Origin of the sequence: Variovorax sp. DAIF25 (assembly GCF_050711835.1) — a bacterium.
Classification (GTDB): domain Bacteria; phylum Pseudomonadota; class Gammaproteobacteria; order Burkholderiales; family Burkholderiaceae_C; genus Variovorax.
In genome coordinates this window covers 4,382,241-4,405,211 of sequence record NZ_CP136636.1, presented here as the reverse complement: position 1 = coordinate 4,405,211, position 22,971 = coordinate 4,382,241, and the positions used below count along the sequence as shown (strand labels likewise).

Below are 22,971 nucleotides of genomic sequence, written 5' to 3'. Positions count from 1 at the left end.
TGCCCGTAGCGAAGCGAAGGGACACAGACAGCGGGGTCGCCTTTTCTTTGCCTACTTTCTTTTGGCGAAGCAAAAGAAAGTAGGTCCGCCGCCGGGCGGAATTCCCGGCCAACGGCCTCAACAAAAAAGCAGCGTCAAACCAGAAAGCCGAACCCCTCATCCAGCCAAACCACGCAACCGACCAATAGCTTCCTCAAGATGCGCCATGGAACTAGCCGTAGAGAACCGAACAAAGCGAGCAGTATCAGCAGTCCCGAAGTCGCGACCAGGAGTCACAGCCACATGCGCCCGCTTCATAGCCTCGAACGCAAAATCCCAGCTCCCCGAGATCCCGAGCCGAGCCGCCAACCCCGAACAATCGGCCCAGGCATAGAAGGCTCCATCCGGAACCACCGGAACCGGTAGCCCCAACGCCTCGAGCTGCGGAATGAACCAGTCCCGTCGCGCCTTGAATTCGCCGCGACGACGCTCGTACTCCGCAATGCTCTCCGCCTCGAAGCAAGCCAGCGCCGCGTACTGCGCCACCGTGCTCGCACAGATGAACAGGTTCTGCGCCAGCCGTTCCACCACAGGCACCAGAACATCCGGCACCACCAGCCACCCCAGCCGCCACCCCGTCATGTTGAAGTACTTGCTGAAGCTATTGATGCTGATCACGTTGTCGTCGATCGCCAGCGCCGTCTGCCCGTAGGCATCGTCGTAGGACAGCCCCAGGTAGATCTCGTCGATCAGCGTGATGCCGCCGCGCGAACTCACCACCTCGTGGATGCGCCGCAGCTCGTCGCGCGCGATCGAGGTGCCGGTCGGGTTCGAGGGCGAGGCCAGCAGCACGCCGCGGGTCTTGTCGGTCCAGGCGGCCTCGACCTTGTCGGCGCTGAGCTGGAAGCGCTCCTCGGCGGTGGTCGGGATCAGCACCGCCTTGCCCTCGGCCGCGCTCACGAAGTGGCGGTTGCAGGGATAGCTGGGGTCGGGCAGCAGGATCTCGTCGCCGGCCTCGATCAGTGTGAGGCAGGCCAGCTGCAGCGCGGCCGAGGCGCCGGCCGTGACCACGATGCGGCGCGCCGGCACGTCGACGCCGAAGCGGTCGCGATACCACTGGCTGATGCGCTCGCGCAGGTGGTCGAGGCCGGTGGCCTGGGTGTACTGCGTGGCACCGGCGCGCACGGCGCGCGCCGCGGCTTCCTGCACCAGCGGCGGCGCGGTGAAGTCGGGCTCGCCGATGTTCAGGAAGATCATCGGCCGGTCGGTGTGGGCCACCTCGCGCGCCAGCTTGCCGGCGGCCTTGGCCACTTCCATCACGTAGAAGGGCTCGATGCGCTCGGCCCGGGTCGAAATCCTCATGCGGGGTGCTTCGCGAAAGAAGAAGGATGAAGAGGAGAAGGCGACGGGATCAGGGCCGCGCCTTGCCGGTCGCGCGGTCGGCCTCGACCTCGAGCGGACGCAACTGGGGCGCGAGGCCGTTGAGCACTGCGTTCACGTACTTGTGGCCGTCGGTGCCGCCGAACTCCTTGGCGAGCTCGATGCATTCGTTGAGCACCACGCGCCACGGCACGTCGAGGCAATGCTGGAACTCGTAGACGCCGATCCACATCACGGCATGCTCGATCGGCGAGATCTCGGCCAGCTTGCGGTCGAGCAGCGGCACGATCAGCGCGTCGAGCTGCTCGGCGCCTTCGATCGAGCCGTGCAGCAGCGCGTCGTAGTGCGCGGCATCGGCCTTGTGGAAGCCCGCGAGGTCGCGCGTGAAGCTGTCGATGGCGGCCGCCTCGTTGCGGCCCACGAGGTGCTGGTAGAGCGCCTGCAGCGCGAACTCGCGCGCGCGGGTGCGGTTGGACTTGGCCGAGGCCTTGCGCGCGCCGGTGGAGGTCAGGCCGGTGCGCGTCGCTCGTGCCTTGTCCGGTCGTGCGGAACGCTGCGGCGCAGCGCCTCCCTGGTCTTCTTGGTTGGTGTCGTCGGTCATGAAAGGTCGGCCAGCAGTCGCGCCATTTCCACCGCCACGCGGGCCGCGTCGCGGCCCTTGTCGGTCTGGCGGGCGACGGCCTGCTCGAGGTTCTCGGTGGTGAGGATGGCGTTGGCGATGGGCAGCTTGTAGTCGAGCGCCACGCGGCTCACGCTCGCGCCCGATTCGTTGGCCACCAGCTCGAAGTGGTAGGTCTCGCCGCGGATGATGCAGCCCAGCGCGACCAGCGCGTGGTAGCCGCCGCGCTCGGCCAGCGCCTGCAGCGCGACCGGCACTTCGAGCGCGCCGGGCACGCGCACGTGGTGGATGTCGTTGGCGGCCACGCCCAGCGCCGCGAACTCGTCGAGGCAGGCGCTGGCGAGCGCATCGGTGATGTCGGCATTGAAGCGCGCCTGCACGATGCCGATGCGCAGTCCCTTGCCGCTGTTGCCGTCCAGCGGCTTGTCGGCCGCGCCCTGGTTTGCACCTTGCATGTCGTTCAGTCCTTTGCCAGATAGCCGGCGATCTCGAGGCCGTAGCCGGCCGCCATGCTCGGCATGCGCCGCGGCGTGCCGAGCAATCTCATCTTCTGTACGCCGCATTCGCGCAGGATCTGCGCGCCGATGCCGTAGCTGCGCAGGTCCATGCGGCCGCGCTCGGGCGCCTGCGCGGGGCGCGCGGTGCCGTCGAACTGGGCCAGCAGCTCGTGCGCCGTCTCGCCGCAGTTCAGCAGCACGGCCACGCCCCGGTCGAGCTGCGCGATGTGCGAGAGGCTGGCGTCCAGGCTCCACGAGTGCAGCGAGCGGTTGATCTCGAGCGCGTCGAGCACCGACAGCGGCTCGTGCACGCGCACGTCGACCGTGTCCTCGGGCGCCCACTTGCCGCGCACCAGCGCGAGGTGCACGCCGCCGCTGGGCTGGTCGACGAAGGCATGGGCGGTGAAGGCGCCCCAGGCGGTCTGGATCTCGCGGCAGCCGACCTTCTTGATCAGCGATTCGGTGCGGCTGCGGTGCTCGATCAGCGCCGCGATGGTGCCGATCTTGAGGCCGTGCTCGGCCGCGAACAGCTGCAGGTCGGGCAGGCGCGCCATCGTGCCGTCCTCGTTCATCACCTCGCAGATCACCGAGGCGGGCGAGCAGCCGGCCATGGCGGCGAGGTCGCAGCCGGCCTCGGTATGGCCGGCGCGCATCAGCACGCCGCCGTCGACCGCCTGCAGCGGGAAGATGTGGCCGGGCTGCACCAGGTCGGCGGCCACGGCGTTGCGCGCCACCGCGGCCTGCACGGTGCGGGCGCGGTCGGCGGCCGAGATGCCGGTGGTCACGCCCTCGGCGGCCTCGATCGAGACCGTGAAGGCGGTCGCGTGCTTGGTGCCGTTGCGCGCCACCATTGGCGGCAGGTGCAGGCGTTCGCACATCTCGCGCGACAGCGTGAGGCAGATCAGGCCGCGCGCATGGCGGGCCATGAAGTTGATGGCCTCGGGCGTGATGTGGTCGGCGGCGACCACGATGTCGCCCTCGTTCTCGCGGTCTTCCTCGTCGACGAGGATGACCATGCGGCCGGCGGCCAGTTCGGCCACGATCTCCTCGACCGGGGAGATCGGCGCGGGCGTCCGATTGGCGCGCGAGGCGCCGATCGGCGTGACGGATGCGTTCATGATGGGGCGGGGTCCTTGGATGCGGGGAATGTCGGTGTCAGGCCGGCCGGGCCGGCTGCAGCACGCCCGCCTGGAGCATGCGCTCCACGTAGCGCGCCACGGTGTCGATTTCGAGGTTCACGCGCGAACCGGCGCGCAGGTCGCCCAGCGAGGTGTTCTGCACGGTGTGCGGGATCAGGTTGATGCTGATCTCGCTGCTGCCGTCGGCCGCGTCGGCGACGGTGTTGACCGTGAGGCTCACGCCGTTGATGGTGATCGAGCCCTTGTAGGCCAGGAAGCGCGCCAGCGCCTGCGGCGCGACCACGCGCAGCTCCCAGCTCTCGCCCACGGGCTCGAAGCGGCTCACGGTGCCGATGCCGTCGACATGGCCCGAGACGATGTGGCCGCCGAGGCGGTCGCTCGCGCGCAGCGCCTTCTCGAGGTTGATGCGCGCACCTTCCTCGGTCAGGCCCGCGGTCTTGTCGAGCGACTCGGCCGAGATGTCGATGGTGAAAAGCCTCTGCGCGGGGTCGAAACTGGTGACGGTCATGCAGGCGCCGTTGAGCGCGATGCTGTCGCCGAGGCCGACGTCGTCGAGGTAGCCGTCGGGCGCCGCGATGCCGAGTCTCTTGCCGTGGGAGGAGGAGGAGCCGAGGTCGTGGATGGCGGCGATACGCCCCACGCCGGTGATGATTCCGGTGAACATCCGCGCATTTTCGCAGGTCCGGAAGGCCCGCGGCATTTCCTGGCACTTCGGGACCGCCGGCGCGGTCGCGCGGGCGTCTCGCCGGGCGGCTGTGGACGGCAGCCGGCGCGCCGCGGGCGGCGTCAGAAAGCGTCCCGGCCGGCCACGCGCGCCACGATCCGCAGGTCGGGCCCGATCATGTCGGCCGAGCGGAATGCCAGCGGCAGCGCCCCGGCCAGCGAGAGCAGCGGGCCGTCGGCGTGGATCTGGCTCGCGATGTCCAGACCGCTGCCGATCAGCTTGGGCGCGAGATAGACCAGCAGCTCGTCGACGCAGCCCTCGCGCAGCAACGAGCCATTGAGCTTGTGGCCCGATTCCACGTGCAGCTCGTTGACGCCGCGCGCCGCGAGGTCGCGCAGCAGCGCGGGCAGGTCGACCTTGCCGTGGGCATTCGGCAGGCAGCTGACCGTGGCGCCGCGGGCCTCGAGCGCCGCGGCGCGGGCTTCGTCGCGCACCGCCGCGTAGATCCAGACCGTGCGACCTGCTATGAAAAGATGAGCGTCGGGCGGGGTCTGCAGGTGGCTGTCGACGATCACCAGGTGCGGTTGGCGCGGCGTCTCGACCAGCCGTACGTCCAGGCGCGGGTTGTCCTCGAGCACCGTGCCGACGCCCGTCAGCACCGCGCTGGCCCGGGCGCGCCAGGCGTGGCCGTCGGCGCGCGCGGCCTCGGCCGTGATCCATTGGCTCACGCCGTTGGCGAGGCCGGTGCGGCCGTCGAGCGAGGCCGCGACCTTCATGCGCACCCAGGGAGTCTTGCGGACCATGCGCGAGAGGAAGCCGAGGTTGAGTTCGCGCGCTTCCTCGGCGCCTGGGCCCACCTCGACCGCCACGCCCGCCGCGCGCAGCCGCTCGAAGCCCTGGCCCGCGACCAGCGGATTGGGATCGGCGAGCGAGGCGACCACGCGGCCGATGCCGGCCGCGATCAGCGCGTCGCAGCACGGGCCGGTGCGGCCATGGTGGGCGCAGGGTTCGAGCGTGACGTACGCGGTGGCGCCCGCGACCGGATGCCCCTGTGCCGCCGCATCGCGCAGCGCCATCACCTCGGCATGCGGGCCGCCGGCCTTCTGCGTGTGGCCCTGGCCGAGCACGCGGCCCTGCGCATCGGCGATCACGCAGCCCACGCGTGGGTTCGGGTCGGTGATCAGCAGCGCCGACGCGGCCAGGCGCAGGGCGCTCGCCATGTGCTGCGCGTCGTGTTCGGGGGAGGGCATGGAGGCTTCGCGAGGAAAAGTTGACAGGGGTGCGTCGGGATCATACGAGCGGCGCGCGAATGCGGATGGACGGCGCGGCGCTCGCGCCCGGTGCACTCGTACGCTTGCCGTTCGATCGCGAGACACGCGACACCGGAAGAGAACAGGGGGAGGACGGATATGGCAAGGTCGAATCGAACGGCGCATGCCGCCGCGGGCTTTTCGCTCGTGGAGGTGCTGGTGTCCATCGCGCTGCTGAGCCTGGGGCTGCTCGGCGCGGCGGCCATGTTGCTGCAGGCGGTGCGCGCGAGCGGCGAGGCCGCGAACTTCGGCGCGGCGCTGAACCTGGTGCGAGAGCTGTCGGAGAAGACGCGGCTCAACCGGGCCGTGGCGGGGCGGCGCGATGCGGCCAATGGCTACCTCGTGGCGCAATGGACGGCAGGGTCTGCCGCGGGCGAGGCGGGCGTCACCGATTGCGCGGCGGCCGGCGCCGCCTGCAGGCCCGAGGACCTCGCGCGCTGGGACATGCAGGCATGGAAGCGCCGCGCCGCGAAGGCCCTGCCGGGCGCGCGCATCACGGTCTGCTTCGACGGCAATCCATGGAACGACGCAGCGGGTGCCCATGCCTGGGACTGCGAGGCCGACGGACCGTTGCTGGTCGTCAAGCTCGGCTGGTTGCCGCGCAACGCGAGCGAGGCGCAGCATCGCGCGGGGGCATCGGCACCGCCGCGGCTCGCGATGCCGCTGATGCCCGCGCAGGCCAGCGAGGGGCCGCGCGGTGGCTGAGCGTGTCGAACCCGCAGGGCGCGCGCGGCTGCGTGGCGTGTCGCTGGTCGAGCTGATGGTCGCGCTGGCGCTCGGCCTGGTGGTGGTGCTCGCGGCCATGCTGGCTTTCGGCGGCAGCCGGCAATTGTTCGTCGCCGAGTCCGAGGCCCGCACGGTGGAGGAGTCGCTGCGCTTCGCCGCCTTCGTCGTGCGGCGCACGGTGCGGCAGGCCGGCTATGCCGATCGCGCGGCCGGCGATACGGTCACGGCCGCCGGGAGCGATCCCCTCGACCTCGACATCGTCGGTGCTCGCAACACGCGCGTCGGCGCCAGCGGCGAAAGCTATGGGAGGCACAACGCACGCGGCGTGAACGACAGCGATTCGCTGCTGGTGCGATTTGCCGGCAGCTCGCGCACCGACGACGACGGCAGCGCCACGGAGGCCGACGGCACCCTGGTCGACTGCATGGGTTTCGCGCAGCCCGCGCCGAGCGCCGGCACCGCCACGCCGGCCGACCGGGCCTGGAGCATCTTCCATGTCGCCGAGGCGGCCGACGGGGAGCCCGAGCTCTATTGCAAATACCGCGGCGACCGGCGCGGCAACTTCCGGTCCGAGCCGCTGGCGCGCGGCATCGAGGTGTTCCGCGTGCTGTTCGGCCGCGACCTCGATGGCGACGGCACGCCCGAGCAGTGGCTCGATGCCGCGCAGCTCGATGCGGTGGCGGCCACGTCGTCGCTGGGCCACGCGGCCTGGCGCCAGGTGGTGGCGTTGCGCATCGGGATGGTGGCGCGCAGCGCACGGCCGGGCCACTGGCCCCGGCCCGAGGAGGCGCAGCTCTATCCGCTCGGCCCCGAGTTCCCGGCGGCGCGTTTCCGGCCCGCGGCCGACGGGCGGCTGCGGCGTGTCGCGAGCTTCACGGTGGCGCTGCGAAACAGCCAACGCGAGGCCGCGCCATGAACCGGTCTTCCGCCTCTCGTGGCTTCTCGCTGATCGTCGTGCTGATGCTGCTGCTCGTGGTGTCGGTGCTCGGCCTCGCCGCGGCGCAGAACGCGCTGGTCGGCGAGCGCATCGCGCGCAACGACCGCGACACCGAGGTGGCTTTCCAGGCGGCCGAGGCCGCGCTGCTCGATGCCGAGCGCGACGTGCTCGGGCCCAACGACCATGCGGCGCAGCGGCTGTGCCTGTTCGACGGCCGCGATGTCTCGGCCTTCGTCGTCGATTGCGCCGGGACCGGCACACGGCTGGGACTCTGCGCGGCCGCGCCGGTGGGCGACCCGCCGGTATGGACGCAGGTCGATTTCGCACCCGATGCGAGCCGGTCGGTGGCCTATGGCCGCTTCACGGGGCAGGTCTATGCCACCGGTGCCGGTGGTCTGTCCGTGCGCGCGCCGCGCTATGTCGTCGAGGCCCTGCGCAGCCGGGGCAGCGGCCCGCAGGGCGTGCTGCACAGCGCGAGCGCGGGCGTCGCGACGCATGTCTTCCGCGTCACCGCCATCGGCTTCGGGCCGCGCGAGGAGACGCGGGTGCTGCTGCAGACCACGCTGGCCAAGCCGTCGGCGAGTCCCGGCTGTGCCGACGCTTCCTCTCCTTCCACCTGATCGGACTGTCATGCCCTCGTTTCGCGCATTCATCGTGTGCATCGCCCTCGTTTTCTGTACGACGTGGAGCGCGCCGGCAGGGGCCGGCATCGCATCCACGACGCCGCCAGATGCGCTGCTGACCAGCGTGCCGGTCCACGCGCTGGCCGGTCAGCCCGATCCCAACATCGTGATCGACCTGTCGATCAAGGCCTCGAACGCGGGACCGGCGTACCTTGGCGGCTTCGAGCCCGCCAAGGTCTACGAAGGCTATTGGGATGCGAAGGGCTGCTACGACTACCTGCGTGTCGAGGGCTACTTCCGACGCACGGCAACGGCCACCACGCTCGCCGGTGGCGAGATCGCCTGCCGCGGCCAGTGGAGCGGCAATCTGCTGAACTGGGCCACGGCATCGCCGCTCGATCAGCTGCGCATGGCGCTGACCGGCGGCGACCGCGTGGTGGACAGGCCGGAGCGGACCGTGCTGCAGCGAGCGACCTGGCCGATCGGGGCTGGCGTCGAGCTTCCCGTCAAGACCGTGCGCGGGCATCTGGAGCGGTTGACTCCGCGCAGCGGCCTTCGCGCGGACGACACGCTGCGCATCCGGAACTGCGGGGATCGGCTGGTCGTCGATGCGGACACGCGCACCGATGCGGACCGCGGCTGCGTCTCGGCGGCTGGGGCCGAACTCTACTTCGCGCGCGTCGAAGTCTGCGCCGCCGACGAGGCCGCCGTGCGCCGCGATCTTTGCGCCGCCTATCCCAGCGGGCATCACAAACCCGTGGGCGCCTTGCAGGCCCATGCGGGCGACGCGCGTTTCGCCGTGTTCGGCTACCTGCCTGGCAACGATCCCAGGCGCCATGGCGGTGTACTGCGCGAAGCGATGAAGTCCATCGGGCCGGAGAAGACCGATGCCGCGTTCGACCGGGTCGAGAACCCGCGGGCCGAATGGGATGCGCGCACCGGTGTGTTCCGTGGCGACCCCGCGGGCACCGCGCAGGGTGTCATCGCGGCGGTGAACCGCTTCGGACGCTCGGGCGACTACGCGCGCTTCGATCCCGCGGGCGAGCTGTTCCATGAATCGCTGCGCTACCTGCAGGCGAAGCTGCCGATGCCCGCGGACCCGGTGCTCGGGAACTGCCAGCGACATCACATCCTGAACATCGGCGACCTCGACACCGGGCGTGATGGTTTGGCGCCGGGCTCGGGCAGTGCGGCCTTCTCGCCCGACACCGCGTACTGGGCCCGGCTCGTCGGTGCTTTCGAGAATCGGAAGGCGGGCGCGGCCCATGGCGCCTTCGGCATGGCGGGACTCGCCTACTGGGCGCACACGCAGCGGATCCGCGGCGACCATCCCGATGCGCGCGTGCAGACGTTCGCGATCGACCTGGATGCCGACCGCAGTGCCGTGGTGGGCATGCGCCAGCGCGGCAGCGCACCGTATCTGGCGGCCAAGTACGGTGGATTCGTCGACCGCAACGGCGACGGCAATCCGTTCCGGACCATCGCGCTCTTCGGAGCCCCGGATGCTGCGGGCATGTCGGCGCAGTTCGGCAACGCCGAATGGGCGGAAGGGCTCGACCATGACGGGCAGCCGATGCCGGCCAACTACTTCCTCGCCAGCGATGCGCGATCGACGGCGGATGCGTTGCGCCGCGTGCTTCGCCGTGCCACCGCGCCGCCGCTGGGCGCGAATGCCACAGCTGCGATCTCCTCGAACGCGGTGAGCGCGGCCGGCGCGAGCCTCTATCGCTCGCGCTCCGACAGCCGGCGCTGGGCTGGCACCTTGCTGTCGCTTCGCCTGTTCACCGATCCCGACACGGGCGCCTTGCGCGTGGCCGACACGCCGTCGTGGGATGCGGGCGCCTTGCTCGATGCACGCGTGGAGAAATCCGGTGCATCGGCGCCGCGAAAGATCTTCACGCTGTCGACGGCAGGCGACGGCATTCCCTTCGAATGGGAGGCGCTCGACGAGCCCTTGCGGCGTTCGCTGCGCACGGCGACCGAACCCGCATCCCCGATGCCTGCCGGGGCCACCGACACCCTGGCCCGCGACCGCCTGAACTACCTGCGCGGCGAGCGCCGAAACGAAGCCTCGTTCGCGGGCGGCCGCTTCCGCGTGCGCGACTCGGTGATGGGCGATGTCGCGCATGCGGCCCCGGTGTACGTCGGCGCGCCCGATCCCGCCCCGCGCGAGGCCGGCTACCCGGCGTTCCTCGCCACGCATCGCCAGCGCGAGCCCGCGGTCTATCTGGGTGCCAACGACGGCATGCTGCATGCCTTCTCGGCGCGCACGGGCGAGGAGCTTTTCGGCTACGTCCCGCGACTGCTGTTTCCCGCGCTGGGCCAGCTCGCGCAGCCCGGTGGCGCGCATCGCGCCTATGTCGACGGCACGCCCACGGTGGCCGAGGCGCGCATGGCGAACGGCCCGTGGAAGAGCGTGCTGGTCTCGGGCCTGGGCGCGGGCGCCACCGGTGTCTTCGCGCTCGATGTCAGCGATCCGCGGGCCTTCTCGGCCGACAAGGTGCTGTGGGAGTTCGGCAGTGCCGACGACCTCGACATGGGCCACCTGATGCAGCCGCCGCGTATCCTGAAGTTCCGCACCAAAGCCGCGACGGCGGGCCGCCCGGCCACCCATGCCTGGTTCGCGGTCGTGCCCTCGGGCTTCAACAACCGCAACTCCGAGAAACGCGCCGCGCTGTTCCTGCTGTCGCTCGACAAGCCGGCCGGAACGCCCTGGCGGCGCGGTCTCGACTATCACAAGATCCTGCTGCCCCGGCCCGCCGCTGACAGCCTGGTCAATGCGCTCGCGAGCGCGCCCGGCGACCATGCGGCCGACGACGGAACGGTCCGCTGGCTCTATGCCGGCGATACCCAGGGCAATCTGTGGAAGTTCGACTTCGAGCGCGATGCGCCCTGGAGCGAGGCCAACGCGCTCGGCTTCGGCGGTGCGCCGCTGATGGTCGCGATGGACGGCGGCGCGGGCAGCCGGCGCCAGCCGATCACGGTGCCGCCGGAAGTGGGGCTCGGGCCCGGCGGCGGTGGCATCGTGTTGTTCGGCACCGGTCAGTTCGTCGAGCCGGCGGACCTCGGCGCCTCGCGGCGCGGCGTCCAGACCGTGTATGCGGTGCAGGACACGGGCACGCCGATCCGTGCGGGCGAGGCGCGGACCCAATTGGCGTCGCGGCAGGCACGGCCCATCGAGGGCGGGCTGACGGCCATCGAGGGCCAGGCTTTCGTCTACGGCGCCTTCGACCGCGCGACGACACGGCGGCGCGGCTGGTACCTCGACCTGCCGGCGTCGCGCGACCAGGGCGAGCGCCAGGTCGAGCGGTCCGTGCTGGCCGACGGCCGCCTGTTCTTCAACACGCTGATTCCGCCGCAGGCGGCCTGCGGCGAAGGCGGTGGGCGCAATTGCGCCGTGGACGCGATGACCGGCCTGTCCAAGGGCGGCACCTGCGCGCCCTCGGAGGCGGGGCTGCTCGGTGCGCCTTTCGTGGTCCAGCAGGGCGATGCGTCCTACGGTGCCGCCGATCCGGCCGGTCGGCGCGTCGAGACGCGGCGGCTCTCGGTCCTCAGCCCCGGCACCCGCAAGGGCACGGCGGTGTCGGTCGCGCAGCCGCCCGACGGTGCCACGGTGTCGCGCCGCGCCGGCCGTCTCAACTGGCGCCAGGTGCCGGACCCGCAAAGGACACGGCCATGATCTCCCGCCACGGCCATCGAGCGGGCGCGGCCCTCGGATGGAGCCTGGTCGAAGTGCTGATCGCGCTCGCGATCGTCGCCATCCTCGCGGCCATCGCCTTTCCCTCCTACGTCGATGCGGTGCACCGGGGCTGGCGCGCCGAGGCGCGGTCGGCGCTGCTCGCGCAGATGCAGCAGCAGGAGCGCCACTTCACCGTCGATGGCCACTACCGGCGCTACGAAGGCGATTCCGCCGAGAGCGGGCAGGGCGGCAAGTACCTCGTGCGCAGCGAGCACTGCGACGGCCAGCGCAGCCTCGACGACTGCCTGCGGCTCTCGGCGCGGCTCAAGCCCGGCTTCTCGGACCCGCCGGTCGGCAACCTGTGGCTGGACAGCACGGGCGGCCGCGGCTGCGATGGCGCGCAGCGTGCGCGGTGCTGGCAATGAAGCGCGCGGGACGCTCGCGCGGGCTCACGCTGATCGAGCTGCTCACCGTGATCGCCATCGTCGCCATCCTGGCCGCCGTCGGCGTGCCGGGTTTTCGCGCGCTGCTGCTCCATCAGAGGCTGGCAGCCGCATCGCAGGCCTTCGTGGCAGCGCTCGGGATGGCGCGGATCGAGGCGATCCGACGGGGCGAGCCGGTCAGCGTGCTGGCCGAAGGCGGCGCGGGCTGGGATGCGGGCTGGGTGGTGGTGGCCGATGCCGGTGGCGACCACGCACCGCGCGTGCTGCGTCGCTTCGACGGGCTGCCGCCGGGCATCGCGGTCGACCGGGAACTGGGCGGCGGGTTGGCGCAAGGGGTGCACTACGACGGCAACGGCTTCTCGCGGCGGGTGCGCCATGCGGGCTTCGGCGCGGGCTGCCTCGCGTTCAGGGCCGAGACGGGGCGGCGCGCGGCCATCGTCCTCTCGGCGTCGGGGCGGGCCCGCAGTTGCAACCCCGACCGGGCGGGGGAATGCGGAACGGGTGTGTGCGGGCAGGGCGGCGGGTAGCGGCCGTCCCTCGGCCCGGCGTTGACACGCCGCGGCTCAAATGTCGCGCAGCAACTGACGGAACTCGTCCACGTCCTCGAAGCTGCGATAGACCGAGGCGAAGCGCACGTAGGCCACCTTGTCGAGCTTCTTGAGTTCGCGCATCACGAGTTCGCCGACCTTGGTCGACTCGATTTCGCGCAGGCCGCTGGCGAGCAGCTTCTGTTCGATGCGCAGCAGCGCGTTGTCGATCTGCTCGATGCTCACCGGCCGCTTGCGCAGCGCCAGCATCATCGAGGCGCGGACCTTGGTCGAGTCGAAGTCGGCGCGGCTGCCATCCTTCTTCACGACGACCGGGAAGTTGACGTCGGGGCGCTCGTAGGTGGTGAAGCGCTTGTCGCAGGCACCGCACTGGCGGCGCCTGCGCACGAAGTCGGCGTCTTCCGAAACGCGGGTCTCGACGACCTGCGTTTCGAGATGACCGCAAAAAGGGCATTTCATGCGGTCAGGGCTTCTTCTTCGGGGTCAGCGGTAGACCGGGAAGCGGCTGGTCAGCGCGTGGACCTTGGCGCGCACGGCGTCGATGTTCGCGGCATCGCGCGGGTTCTCGAGCACGTCGGCGATCAGGTTCGCGGTGATGCGGGCCTCTTCGTCCTTGAAGCCGCGCGTGGTCATGGCCGGCGTGCCGACACGCACGCCGCTGGTCACCATCGGCTTCTCGGGGTCGTTGGGGATCGCGTTCTTGTTGATGGTCATGTGGGCGCTGCCCAGCACGGCCTCGGCTTCCTTGCCGGTGATGCCCTTGGCGCGCAGGTCGACCAGCATCACGTGGCTTTCGGTGCGTCCGCTCACGATGCGCAGGCCGCGCTGCGTGAGCGTTTCGGCCACGATCTGGGCATTCTTGACCACCTGTTGCTGGTAGGCCTTGAACTCGGGCGACAGCGCTTCCTTGAAGGCCACCGCCTTGGCGGCGATCACGTGCATCAGCGGGCCGCCTTGCAGGCCCGGGAAGATCGCGCTGTTGATCGCCTTCTCGTGCTGCGACTTCATCAGGATGATGCCGCCGCGCGGGCCGCGCAGGCTCTTGTGGGTGGTCGAGGTCACGATGTCGGCGTGCGGCACCGGGTTCGGGTAGACGCCCGCGGCCACCAGGCCGGCGTAGTGGGCGATGTCGACCATGAAGATCGCGCCGACGTCCTTGGCCACCTTGGCGAAGCGCTCGAAATCGATGCGCAGCGAGTAGGCCGAGGCGCCCGCGATGATCAGCTTGGGCTGGTGCTCGTGCGCCTTGCGTTCCATCGCGTCGTAGTCGATGGCTTCGTTGGCGTCCAGGCCGTAGCTCACCACGTTGAACCACTTGCCGCTCATGTTGAGCGGCATGCCGTGGGTCAGGTGGCCGCCTTCGGCCAGGCTCATGCCCATGATGGTGTCGCCGGGCTTCAGGAAGGCCAGCAGCACGGCCTCGTTGGCCGACGCGCCGCAATGGGGCTGCACGTTGGCCGCTTCGGCGCCGAAGATCTGCTTCACGCGGTCGATGGCCAACTGCTCGGCCACGTCGACGTGCTCGCAGCCGCCGTAGTAGCGTTTGCCCGGGTAGCCCTCGGCGTACTTGTTGGTGAGCTGCGAGCCCTGCGCGGCCATGACGGCCGGCGAGGCGTAGTTCTCGCTCGCGATCAGCTCGATGTGGTGTTCCTGGCGCGCGTTTTCGGCCTGGATGGCAGCCCAGATTTCGGGATCGGTCTGTTCGACCAGGATGTTGCGTTGGTACATGGCAGTCCTTTGAAGACGAGGTCCTTGTTCTTCAACCAAACAAGGGCTGCCCAGGCGAACGGCTGATCGCCTGCGCGTCTGGAGCGACGTCGCAGGCGGTACGCTTCCCAGTGGTAGTCCACGTCAGCGCGGGTGCCTTGTCGGCACCGCGCCTATCGCCAGTCGCGTACCCGGTCGAGTGTAGCGGATCGGACCGGCCCGGCGGCGGGCGAAAGGAGATTCAGGACACGGCCGACAGCAGCGCCACCTTGGGCGGCGTGGGGCCGTTGGCCGGCTCGGTCGCCTCGTCGGGCTTGGCCGGGGCCACCACCGGCAGGGGCAGCGGCTGCGGACGCAGCACCGGCGGCGTCGGCGCGAACGGCGAGGGCGCGCGGCCGCTGGCCACCTGCAGCAGGCGCTCGCGCTCGGCCATCACCTTGCCGGCATAGCCGCCGTCGTCCTCGAGGTTGGCCGCGCCCACGTAGTAGCGCAGGCCGCCTTCGAGCGAACCGGCGCGGGCGATGCATTCCTGCAGCACCTTCACGCCGACCCGCATGTTGGTCACGGGGTCGAAGGCGGTCAGCGTGCCGCCGGCCGGCTCGTACTTGTCGCCGTGCACGCGAGTCATGACCTGCATCAGGCCCTGCGCGCCGACCTGGCTCTGCGCGAACGGGTTGAAGCTGGACTCGACCGCCATGATCGCGAGGATCAGCGTCGGATCGAGCTTGGTGTGCTTGCCGATGTTGTAGGCCTCGGCCACGAGCACGCTCAGCGGCTCGGCCGCGACGCGGTACTTCTTGCTGAGCCAGTAAGCCACGGCGGCCTGCTGCTTGGGCAGGTCGCCGGGGCTCGCGGCCGTCGTGCGCTCGATCGCGGTCGGCTCGAGGTCGGTGGCTTCGGGCGCGGGTTTGCGCGACTGCAGCCAGCCCATGAGCTGTTCCTCGCCTTGATGGCGCAGGTCGGGCCGCGCCACGAGGGCGAGGACCGCGAACACGATGGCCAGGCCCAGCAGGGCGAAACCGTTGTGCGTGATTTCAAAAAAGCCGTCTGCCACATCGGACACGAAGGTCCTCAGCCCGCGGGCCGTGGCATCAAACGCCTTGTTCATCGCTCTTCCTTTCTGTGCGGCACCTGTCGCAGCGCCGGGAAGGGCGATGGGATGGAGGCAGCGGCGCTTGGATTGGTACCAATCAGATTCCGCGCTCAGGGGGATAAGGTGCGCGGCCGTCTGATCAAGCCGGGGGGAGTCGGCAGCGGATACAGGGTGGTTCCGTCGCGTCGGGCGATCGGAGCAGGCGGGATTCTATCGTTGCTAAATACCCGGTCAAGCATAAGGAATTCAGTCTTAATTCTTAAAAGTGTCGAACAAATGTTTCAAATCCGTGTCCGGGACCGCATCCTTCTTAAGGGAAATCCCTTGAGAAATCGGGTTTGAAAAGCCGGGAAGGGGCGCCTAAGCTGAACAGGCCTGAGGTTTTCAGGTGCTTTCCGAAGCCAGGCAGTCACGGTGCAAGCCGCGGGCTCGAACGGCGGAGGATCCACGGCGGCAATCTCTTGCTGCCAGCACGACAGGAACCATTGACTTCCGGTCGAGCGAAACGATGGCAATGGGTGTATGCCCGCCATCAAGCCCGGTGACATGACATTCGTCGCGTTGCCGGGCTTTCTTGTTTCTGGCTTGCCACCTGTTTGGGGCACACTCGCGCGAATGAATGCTGCCGCCTCGATACAGAGCTTGAGAAAGAACAAATGGGTGCGACGCGGGATCGTTGCACTGCTCGTGCTTCTGGGCCTTTGGGTCCTGGCCTGGCTGGCGGTGCCGCCGATCGCCAAGAGCCAGCTGCAGAAGATCGCGAGCGAGAAGCTGGGCCGCCAGGTCACGGTGGAGCGCATCGGCTTCAAGCCCTGGACCCTCGAGCTCACGCTCAACAACCTGCGCATCGCCACCGCCGACGGCAAGAACACCCAGGTCGCCGTGCGGCGCATCTATGCCGATGCCGAGCTGCAGTCGTTGTTCCGGCTCGCGCCCGTGATCGACGCGGTGACGGTGGAAGCGCCGGCCATCCTGCTGACCCACCAGGCCGACGGCAAGTACGACATCGACGACATCCTGGCCAAGCTGGCCTCCGGCCCGCCGCCCGACCCCAAGGCCGAGCCCGCGCGCTTCGCCATCTACAACATCGCGATCACCGAGGGCGCGGTCGACTTCGACGACCAGACCGTCAAGCGCCGCCATGAGCTGCGCGACTTCGTGCTCAAGGTGCCGTTCCTCAGCAACCTGGCCTCGCAGCGCGAGGTCAACACCGAGCCCAAGCTGGCCTTCGCGCTCAACGGCAGCAAGTTCGACTCGGCCGCGCTGACCACGCCCTTCGCCGCCAGCCGCAAGACCGACGCCCACGTGCAGTTCAAGGGGCTCGACCTCGCGCCGTACCTGGGCTACATCCCGGGCGGCCTGCCGGTGCAGCTGCAGGCCGGCAGCCTCGACGCCGACCTCAAGATCGACTTCCAGCAGGCCACCACGGTCGGCCTCAAGGTCACCGGCACGGTCGAGGCGCACGGCGCCAAGCTGGCCGATGCGCGCGGGCGCGACCTGCTGGCCTTCGACTCGCTCAAGCTCGCGCTGGCCGACGTGCGGCCGCTCGAATCGGTGTTCCATCTCAGCGAGGTCGCGCTGGCGAGCCCGCAACTGGTGGTGGCGCGCGATGCCTCGGGCCAGCTCAACCTGATGGCGCGCGATCCGGCCACGGGCCAGACCGAGAAGGTGGTCGCGGCCAAGCCGCCGGCACCGCCCGCCAGTGCCGCGAGCGGCGCAGCGGGCGTGGCGGCACCGAAGCCCACGCTCAAGGTCCAGGTCGACAAGGTCGCCCTCAGCGGCGGGCGCATCGGCTGGCGCGACGAGACCGTGCAGCCCGGCGCGGCAATCGACGTCACCGAGCTCGGCATCGACGTCACGGCCCTCACCTGGCCGATGGAGAAGCCGGCCCAGTTCAGCGGCAGCACCGCGGTCGGCGGCGCCACGCTCAAGTTCAAGGGCAGCGGCACCGACAAGGCGGCCGACGTGCAGACCGAGGTCGACGCGCTGCCGCTCTCGCTGGCCGCGCCCTACCTGGCCCACAGCCTGGAACCCACGCTCGACGGCAAGCTCAGCGGCGAAATCGACGTCGCCTGGGCACCGCCGGACCTGCGCTTCAAGGCCAGGCGGGTGGCGGCCGACAACCTGGCGCTGACCCAGGCCAAGACCGCGCTCGCGAGCGTCGGCCGCTTCGAGCTGCGCGATACCGAGGTCGACATGGCGAAGCACACGCTGGCCGTGGGCTCGTTCACCGCCACCAATCCCAAGGTCAGCATCGAGCGCGACAGCGAGAAGCGCTGGATGTTCGAGCGCTGGCTCAAGACGCCGGCCGCTGCGGGCGGCAAGCCCGAAGCCGAGGCCAAGGTGGCCGCGCCCAAGCCGGCCGGCAGCGGCCCCGAATCGGCACCGCCGGGCGCCAACACCAAGCCCTGGGCGCTGACCGTCGGCACGTTCGCGGTCGACAACGGCAGCCTCTCGTATGCCGACAAGGCCAGCGCCACGCCGGTCGCGGTCGAGATCACGGCCTTCAAGCTCAATGCCGAGAAGCTCGCGCCCGAGACCGCCACCAAGTCGCCGCTGCAGGTGTCGGGCCGCATCGGCTCGGGCCGCCGCGCCGATCCGGGCCGCTTCGACTACAAGGGCCACATCGTGCTCAAGCCGCTGGCCGCCGAAGGCCGGCTCGAGGTGGCCTCGTTCCCGGCCCATGCCTTCAAGGCCTACTACGCCGACGCGCTCAACGTCGACATCCGCCGGGCCTTCGTCAGCTACCGCGGCAGCGTGGACTACGCGACCGCCCCGGCGGGCATGACCGTCAAGCTGGCGGGCGACACCGCGCTCGACGACTTCCGCGCCAACAGCGTGTCGCTGACCCAGTCGCCGGGCTTCGACCGCAACAACAACCAGTTGCTGAGCTGGAAGACGCTGAGCCTGCGCGGCCTGCAGGTGGGCCTGGCGCCCAATGCGGCGCCCACCGTCGACGTGCGCGAGACCACGCTGACCGACTTCTTCGCCCGCGTGATCGTCGATCCGAACGGCCAGCTCAACCTGCTGAGCCTGACCAAGAAGGGCGAGGCCGAGGCCAACGCGGCCACGGCCGCGGCCGTCGAAACCCGTTCGCGCCGCAGCCTGGGCGGCACGACCACCACCACGCGCGGACCGGAGCGGCCCGCGGGCGGCGCGCCGGTGCCGGCCGAGCTGATGGTCGGCGGCGCCTCCGAACCGGCCAAGCCGGCCTCCGCCCCCCCCGCGGTGGCCCAGGCCGCGCCGGCCGCCGGCGGCCCGGCGCCGGTCATCAACTTCGGCCCGATGAGCCTGGTCAACGGCAAGATCGACTTCACCGACCTGTTCGTCAAGCCCAACTACTCGGCCGACCTCAGCGAGCTGACCGGCAAGCTCAGTTCCTTCTCGTCGAATCCGCCGAACGGGCAGGGCGGCCGGCCGGCGCTGGCCGAGCTCGAGTTGCGCGGCAAGGCGCAGCAGACCGCGGCGCTCGAGATCACCGGCAAGCTCAATCCGCTGGCCAAGCCGCTCGAGCTCGACATCACCGCGAAGATGCGCGACCTGGACCTCGCGCCGCTGTCGCCGTACTCGGTGCGCTACGCCGGCCACGGTATCGAGCGCGGCAAGATGAGCATGGACGTCAACTACAAGATCGCGCCCGACGGCCAGCTCACCGCCACCAACAAGCTGGTGCTCAACCAGCTGCAGTTCGGCGAGGAGGTCGCCGGCGCGCCCAACAGCCTGCCGGTCAAGCTCGCGGTGGCGCTGCTGGCCGACCGCAACGGCGTGATCGACGTCGACCTGCCGCTGCGCGGCTCGCTCAACGACCCGCAGTTCAGCATCGGGCCGCTGATCTTCAAGGCGGTGGTCAACCTGATCGTGAAGGCCGTGACCGCGCCGTTCAGCCTGCTGACCGGCGGCCTGGGCGGCGGCGGCAGCAGCGAGTCGAGCACCATCACCTTCGAGCCCGGCAGCTCGGAGCTGAGCGCCTCGTCGAAGGAAAGCCTCGACAAGGTCGTGAAGGCGCTGGCCGAGCGGCCGACGCTCGAGATGACCGTGATCGGCACCGCCAGCCTCGAGAAGGAGCGCGATGCCTACCAGCGCCAGCGCCTGCGCCAGATGACCCTGGCCGAGAAGCGCCGTGCCGTGGTGCGCGGCGGCCAGGCCGGCACCGACGTGCCGCCGGTCACCGACGCCGAGTACCCCGAGCTGCTGACCGCCGTCTACAAGCGCGCCGACATCACCAAGCCGCGCAACATGGTCGGCCTGGCCAAGGACCTGCCGCTCAAGGAGATGGAGAACCTGCTGCTCGCGAGCGTGCCGGTCGACGAGGAGTCGATGCGCCAGCTGGCGGTGGCGCGCGGCGCCGCCGTGCGCGACTACCTGCTGTCGCAGAAGCTCACGAGCGAGCGCCTGTTCCTCGGCGCGGTGCGCACCACGGCCAGCGGCGACGACTGGAAGCCGGGCGCCGAGCTCAAGCTCGCGATGCGCTGAGCACCGAGAGGGGCGCCGCGCGGCGCCCCTTGGTTTTTCACGGTGCACTGCTATATATGCAGGCAACGTTTCCCCCTGCGGCGCGACCGATCCAGGCGTCGTTTCGCCGCATCGCCGGGCCGCGCCGCAAGGTGGATTTCGACGGCGCGCGGCAAGTGGGTCAAAATGGCGGTCTGCGCCGGCCTCTGCCGGCGCCTTCGCTTTCTCTCTTCAGACAACGATCTCGCGCACGTGACCTCTAATTCTTCCAAGCCACACGACCTTCAGGCCCTCGATTCGCTGACCGGCGGCGCCTTCACCGCGCCGACCTCGGGCGAGCGTGCCTCGCGCATCCGCGACTGGCTCGCGAGCAACCCGGCACCCGAGCAGATGCAGGAAGTCTTCAAGGAATTGAGCGGCCGCGACAAGGGTGCCGCCCGCCTGCTGCGCGAGAAACTCGACGAGCTCAAGCGCGCCAAGGGGCAGGAGGCCATCGCCGCCGAATGGGCCCAGAAGGCCGAGGGGCTGCTGGGCCAGTCCAAGCTCAACATCGCCGACGCGCTCGCCTGGCAGCGCGATGCCGCCAAGGCCGGTGCGCCGCTGTCGCGCGAGCCGCTGGCCGGCTTCAAGGTGCGGCTGGCCGAGCGCATCAAGGGCATCGAGGACCTGCAGCACCGCGCCCAGGTCCACCGCGAGGCTGCCGTGCTGCTGGCGCAGCGCTTCGAGGTGCTGTCCACCAAGGGCTGGCAGGACGCCCAGGTCGCCGAGGAATCGCTGCGCACCGACGTCACCCACTGGCAGCAACAGGCCGCCGACATCGTCGCCGACGCCAACTGGACCAGCCTCGACGCCAAGTTCGCGCCGCAGCTCGAGTCGTCGAAGGCGCAACTGCTCGTCGTGTCCGACGCCTTCCACAGCGCGCTGGCGCAGGCCATTGCCGCCGCCGCCGATGCCGCCGCGCCGCTGCCGCCGGTGCCCGTCTGGGCCGACGAACTGCGTGCCGCGCGCGGCGAGGCCGTCGCGCCCAAGGCCGCGGCACCCGCGCGTCCGCCGGCACCCAAGGTCGATCCCGCGGTGCGCGCCGCTGCGCAGGACGCCGTGCAGGCCGCGCTGGCCAAGCTCGAACAGGAAACCGCCGAGGGCCATGGCAAGGCCAGCGCCGGCGCCGCCGCCGCGCTGCGGGCGGTGCTGAAGGAACACGGCAAGCTGGTCGAGGCCCCGCTCGAGGCGCGCGTGCATGCCGCGCTGGTGGCGGCCGGCGAACTCGAAGGCTGGCAGCGCTGGAGCGCCGACAAGGTCCGTGAAGACCTCGTGGCCAAGGCCGAGGGCCTGCTCAAGCGCCCCGAAGGCCAGGCGCTGGGCGGCCGCAAGATGCAGGAAACCCTGCGCGCGCTGCGCGACCAGTGGAAGCAGGCCGACCAGGGCGGCGTGCCGAACCACGCGCTGTGGAAGCGTTTCGACGAGGCCTGCAACGAGGCCCACAAGGTGGTCGAGGCCTGGCTCGAGAAGGTGCGTGCCGACGCGGCCGAACACCGCGCGCTGCGCGTGGCCCTGATCGAGGAGGTCAAGGCCTGGGCCGCCGAGCATGCGGGCGCCACCGACCTGAAGGCGCACAACCGCGCGCTGCACCAGTTCGCCGATCGCTGGCGCGATGCCGGCCACGTGGGCGAGAAGGTGTTCGCCGAACTGCAGCCGCAGTGGAACGAAGCCTTCGGTGCCGCCCGCGCGCCGTTCGAGACCGCGCAGAAGGCCAGCATCGAACGCCGCCAGGCCATGATCGCCGAGGCCGCCGAGCTGGGCGCCCAGCCCGTGCTGCGCATCGATGCCGTCAAGGCGCTGCAGCAGCGCTGGCAGGCCGAGGCACAGGGCGTGCCGCTCGACCGCCGCCAGGAACAGAAGCTCTGGGACGCCTTCCGCGCGCCCATCGACGAAGCCTTCAACCGCAAGTCGGCCGAACGCGAGAAGGCGTCCGCCGCGATGAGCGACCGCGACCGCCACGTGCTCAATGCCTCGAAGGCGCTCGACGCGGCCAATGCCAGCGGCGACGCGCAGAAGATCCGCGCTGCCATCGCCCAGCTCGAAGGCGCGCTGCGCGGCGAGGTGCCGCCGCCGGCACCGGCGCCAGCCCCGGCCCCGCAGCGGGCTGCATCGGGCGACGGCCCTTCGGTCGGTGCGACCGAGGTGTCGGGACCCGACCAGGCCGCCGCCGAGTTCGGCGAGAGTGCCGAGCAGGCGCCATCGCCCAGCGATGCCGAGGCTTCGCCCGCGGCCGTGCCGGCCCATGAATCCGCCGCCACGCCCGATCTCGTGGCACCGGCCGACGGTGCCGACGCCTCGGCGCGCGCCGACAGCGCGGCGCACGATGCCGGCGAAGCCGCCGCTGCCGAACCCCCGGCACCGGCCGCGCCGCCCAAGCCGGCGCCCCGTCCGGTGGTGGCCGTGCGCGGCGACGACCGTCCGGGCAACCGCAAGTCCGAACCCGCAGCACCCGCGACCCGTGGCGGCGGCCGCTTCGGCGACCGGCGCGGTCCCGGTGGTCCCGGCGGCCCTGGCCGTCCGGGCGGCGACCGCGGCGGCCCGCGTCCCGATGGCCGCGGCGATCGCGGTGGCGACCGTGGCGCACCGGGCGGCCGCTTCGGCGACTACCCGCCGCGCGAGGACCGCGGTCCTCGCCTGGGCGACACCGCCTTCCGCGCCCAGCGCGAGGCGCTCGAGCGTGCCGACATGGCGCTGCGCAAGCTGGCGGCCCAGGCGCATGGCGAAGCCCTGACCCAGGTGCTCGGCGCCTGGGAGCAGCGCGATGCCGCACGCCTGCCGAGCGTGCAGGAGCTCGGCCGCGCGGTCACGCCGGCGGTGCGCAGCAGCTGGTCGCAGGCGATCGGTGCGTCGCCGGCCGCGCGGGCCGACGAGGCCGCCGAAGCGCTGCTGCGCCTCGAAATGGCCGCCGAGGTGCCCACGCCCGCCGAGCAGCTCGAGGCGCGTCGTGCGCTGCAGCTCAAGCTGCTGACCAAGCGCGGCGATCCGGCGCCGGCCCAGACCTGGGGCCAGGACGCGGGCAAGGTGCTGGCGGCGGCGCACGACGCGACCAGCGCGCGGCGCCTGCAGAACGCGCTGAAGGCGCTGTTGCGCAAGTAGGAGACCGGCGCGCCGCCGCGGGCCTTGGGGCCCGTGGCGA

17 protein-coding genes and 1 riboswitch are annotated in these 22,971 nt (G+C 70.8%); of the genes, 8 read left to right on the top strand and 9 right to left on the bottom strand.

The features are described from left to right. Nucleotides 1-156: 156 nt before the first annotated feature. The 6 genes from R0232_RS20425 to ribD form a co-directional block, all read right to left on the bottom strand. A complete protein-coding gene (locus tag R0232_RS20425; protein WP_057594487.1) occupies nucleotides 157-1,341 on the bottom strand; it encodes a pyridoxal phosphate-dependent aminotransferase in 1,185 nt (394 codons plus the stop codon). Between the two features lie 49 nt (nucleotides 1,342-1,390). Continuing rightward, the gene (gene nusB, locus R0232_RS20420; protein WP_093344327.1) at nucleotides 1,391-1,960 is read right to left on the bottom strand and encodes a transcription antitermination factor NusB; all 570 of its coding nucleotides are present in this window, start codon (nucleotides 1,958-1,960) and stop codon (nucleotides 1,391-1,393) included. Next, entirely contained in the window at nucleotides 1,957-2,433 is a 477-nt protein-coding gene (ribH, locus tag R0232_RS20415) for a 6,7-dimethyl-8-ribityllumazine synthase (protein ID WP_057594485.1), read from the bottom strand. The genes nusB and ribH overlap by 4 nt, the downstream gene beginning before the upstream one ends. 5 nt (nucleotides 2,434-2,438) lie before the next feature. After that, a complete protein-coding gene (gene ribBA, locus R0232_RS20410) occupies nucleotides 2,439-3,593 on the bottom strand; it encodes a bifunctional 3,4-dihydroxy-2-butanone-4-phosphate synthase/GTP cyclohydrolase II (RefSeq protein WP_431509216.1) in 1,155 nt (384 codons plus the stop codon). Nucleotides 3,594-3,630: 37 nt separating this feature from the next. Next, entirely contained in the window at nucleotides 3,631-4,278 is a 648-nt protein-coding gene (locus R0232_RS20405) for a riboflavin synthase (protein WP_057594483.1), read from the bottom strand. A gap of 122 nt (nucleotides 4,279-4,400) precedes the next feature. Continuing rightward, the gene (gene ribD / locus R0232_RS20400) at nucleotides 4,401-5,528 is read right to left on the bottom strand and encodes a bifunctional diaminohydroxyphosphoribosylaminopyrimidine deaminase/5-amino-6-(5-phosphoribosylamino)uracil reductase RibD (RefSeq protein ID WP_431509215.1); all 1,128 of its coding nucleotides are present in this window, start codon (nucleotides 5,526-5,528) and stop codon (nucleotides 4,401-4,403) included. A gap of 159 nt (nucleotides 5,529-5,687) precedes the next feature. On the opposite strand from ribD, the gene pilV reads away from it, so the two are divergent. Genes pilV through R0232_RS20370 form a run of 6 tightly spaced genes read left to right on the top strand, consistent with a single transcriptional unit; the run spans nucleotide 5,688 to nucleotide 12,523 of the window. Then, entirely contained in the window at nucleotides 5,688-6,293 is a 606-nt protein-coding gene (gene pilV, locus R0232_RS20395; protein WP_431509214.1) for a type IV pilus modification protein PilV, read from the top strand. After that, nucleotides 6,286-7,230, top strand: coding sequence for a PilW family protein (locus tag R0232_RS20390; protein ID WP_431509213.1), 945 nt, complete (start codon nucleotides 6,286-6,288; stop codon nucleotides 7,228-7,230). The genes pilV and R0232_RS20390 overlap by 8 nt, the downstream gene beginning before the upstream one ends. Beyond that, nucleotides 7,227-7,871 (top strand): pilus assembly PilX family protein, encoded by a 645-nt coding sequence (locus R0232_RS20385; RefSeq protein ID WP_431509212.1) that lies wholly within the window; start codon nucleotides 7,227-7,229, stop codon nucleotides 7,869-7,871. The genes R0232_RS20390 and R0232_RS20385 overlap by 4 nt, the downstream gene beginning before the upstream one ends. Before the next feature lie 10 nt (nucleotides 7,872-7,881). Continuing rightward, nucleotides 7,882-11,553: a pilus assembly protein gene (locus tag R0232_RS20380; RefSeq protein WP_431509211.1), complete on the top strand. Its 3,672-nt coding sequence runs from the start codon at nucleotides 7,882-7,884 to the stop codon at nucleotides 11,551-11,553. After that, nucleotides 11,550-11,978 (top strand): type IV pilin protein, encoded by a 429-nt coding sequence (locus R0232_RS20375; RefSeq protein WP_431509210.1) that lies wholly within the window; start codon nucleotides 11,550-11,552, stop codon nucleotides 11,976-11,978. Before R0232_RS20380 ends, R0232_RS20375 begins: the two co-directional genes overlap by 4 nt. Then, entirely contained in the window at nucleotides 11,975-12,523 is a 549-nt protein-coding gene (locus tag R0232_RS20370; RefSeq protein WP_431509209.1) for a GspH/FimT family pseudopilin, read from the top strand. The genes R0232_RS20375 and R0232_RS20370 overlap by 4 nt, the downstream gene beginning before the upstream one ends. A 36-nt stretch (nucleotides 12,524-12,559) precedes the next feature. Here the strand turns inward: R0232_RS20370 and nrdR are convergent, their stop codons facing one another. The 3 genes from nrdR to R0232_RS20355 all read right to left on the bottom strand — a co-directional run bounded on the left by nrdR (nucleotide 12,560) and on the right by R0232_RS20355 (nucleotide 15,359). Then, complete coding sequence (nrdR, locus tag R0232_RS20365; RefSeq protein WP_057594475.1) at nucleotides 12,560-13,003, bottom strand: transcriptional regulator NrdR; 444 nt, start codon at nucleotides 13,001-13,003, stop codon at nucleotides 12,560-12,562. Between the two features lie 24 nt (nucleotides 13,004-13,027). Further along, nucleotides 13,028-14,272, bottom strand: a complete 1,245-nt coding sequence (glyA, locus tag R0232_RS20360; RefSeq protein ID WP_093344314.1) for a serine hydroxymethyltransferase — start codon at nucleotides 14,270-14,272, stop codon at nucleotides 13,028-13,030. Nucleotides 14,273-14,313: 41 nt separating this feature from the next. Next, nucleotides 14,314-14,448, bottom strand: a riboswitch (ZMP/ZTP riboswitch). 44 nt (nucleotides 14,449-14,492) lie between these two features. After that, a complete protein-coding gene (locus R0232_RS20355; RefSeq protein WP_093344313.1) occupies nucleotides 14,493-15,359 on the bottom strand; it encodes a lytic transglycosylase domain-containing protein in 867 nt (288 codons plus the stop codon). A gap of 600 nt (nucleotides 15,360-15,959) precedes the next feature. On the opposite strand from R0232_RS20355, the gene R0232_RS20350 reads away from it, so the two are divergent. Together R0232_RS20350 and R0232_RS20345 are read left to right on the top strand one after the other, a co-directional pair. Then, nucleotides 15,960-19,817 (top strand): DUF748 domain-containing protein, encoded by a 3,858-nt coding sequence (locus R0232_RS20350; protein WP_431509208.1) that lies wholly within the window; start codon nucleotides 15,960-15,962, stop codon nucleotides 19,815-19,817. 231 nt (nucleotides 19,818-20,048) lie between these two features. Beyond that, on the top strand, nucleotides 20,049-22,931 hold the full coding sequence (locus R0232_RS20345) for a DUF349 domain-containing protein (protein WP_431509207.1): 2,883 nt from the start codon (nucleotides 20,049-20,051) through the stop codon (nucleotides 22,929-22,931). Nucleotides 22,932-22,971 lie beyond the last annotated feature (40 nt).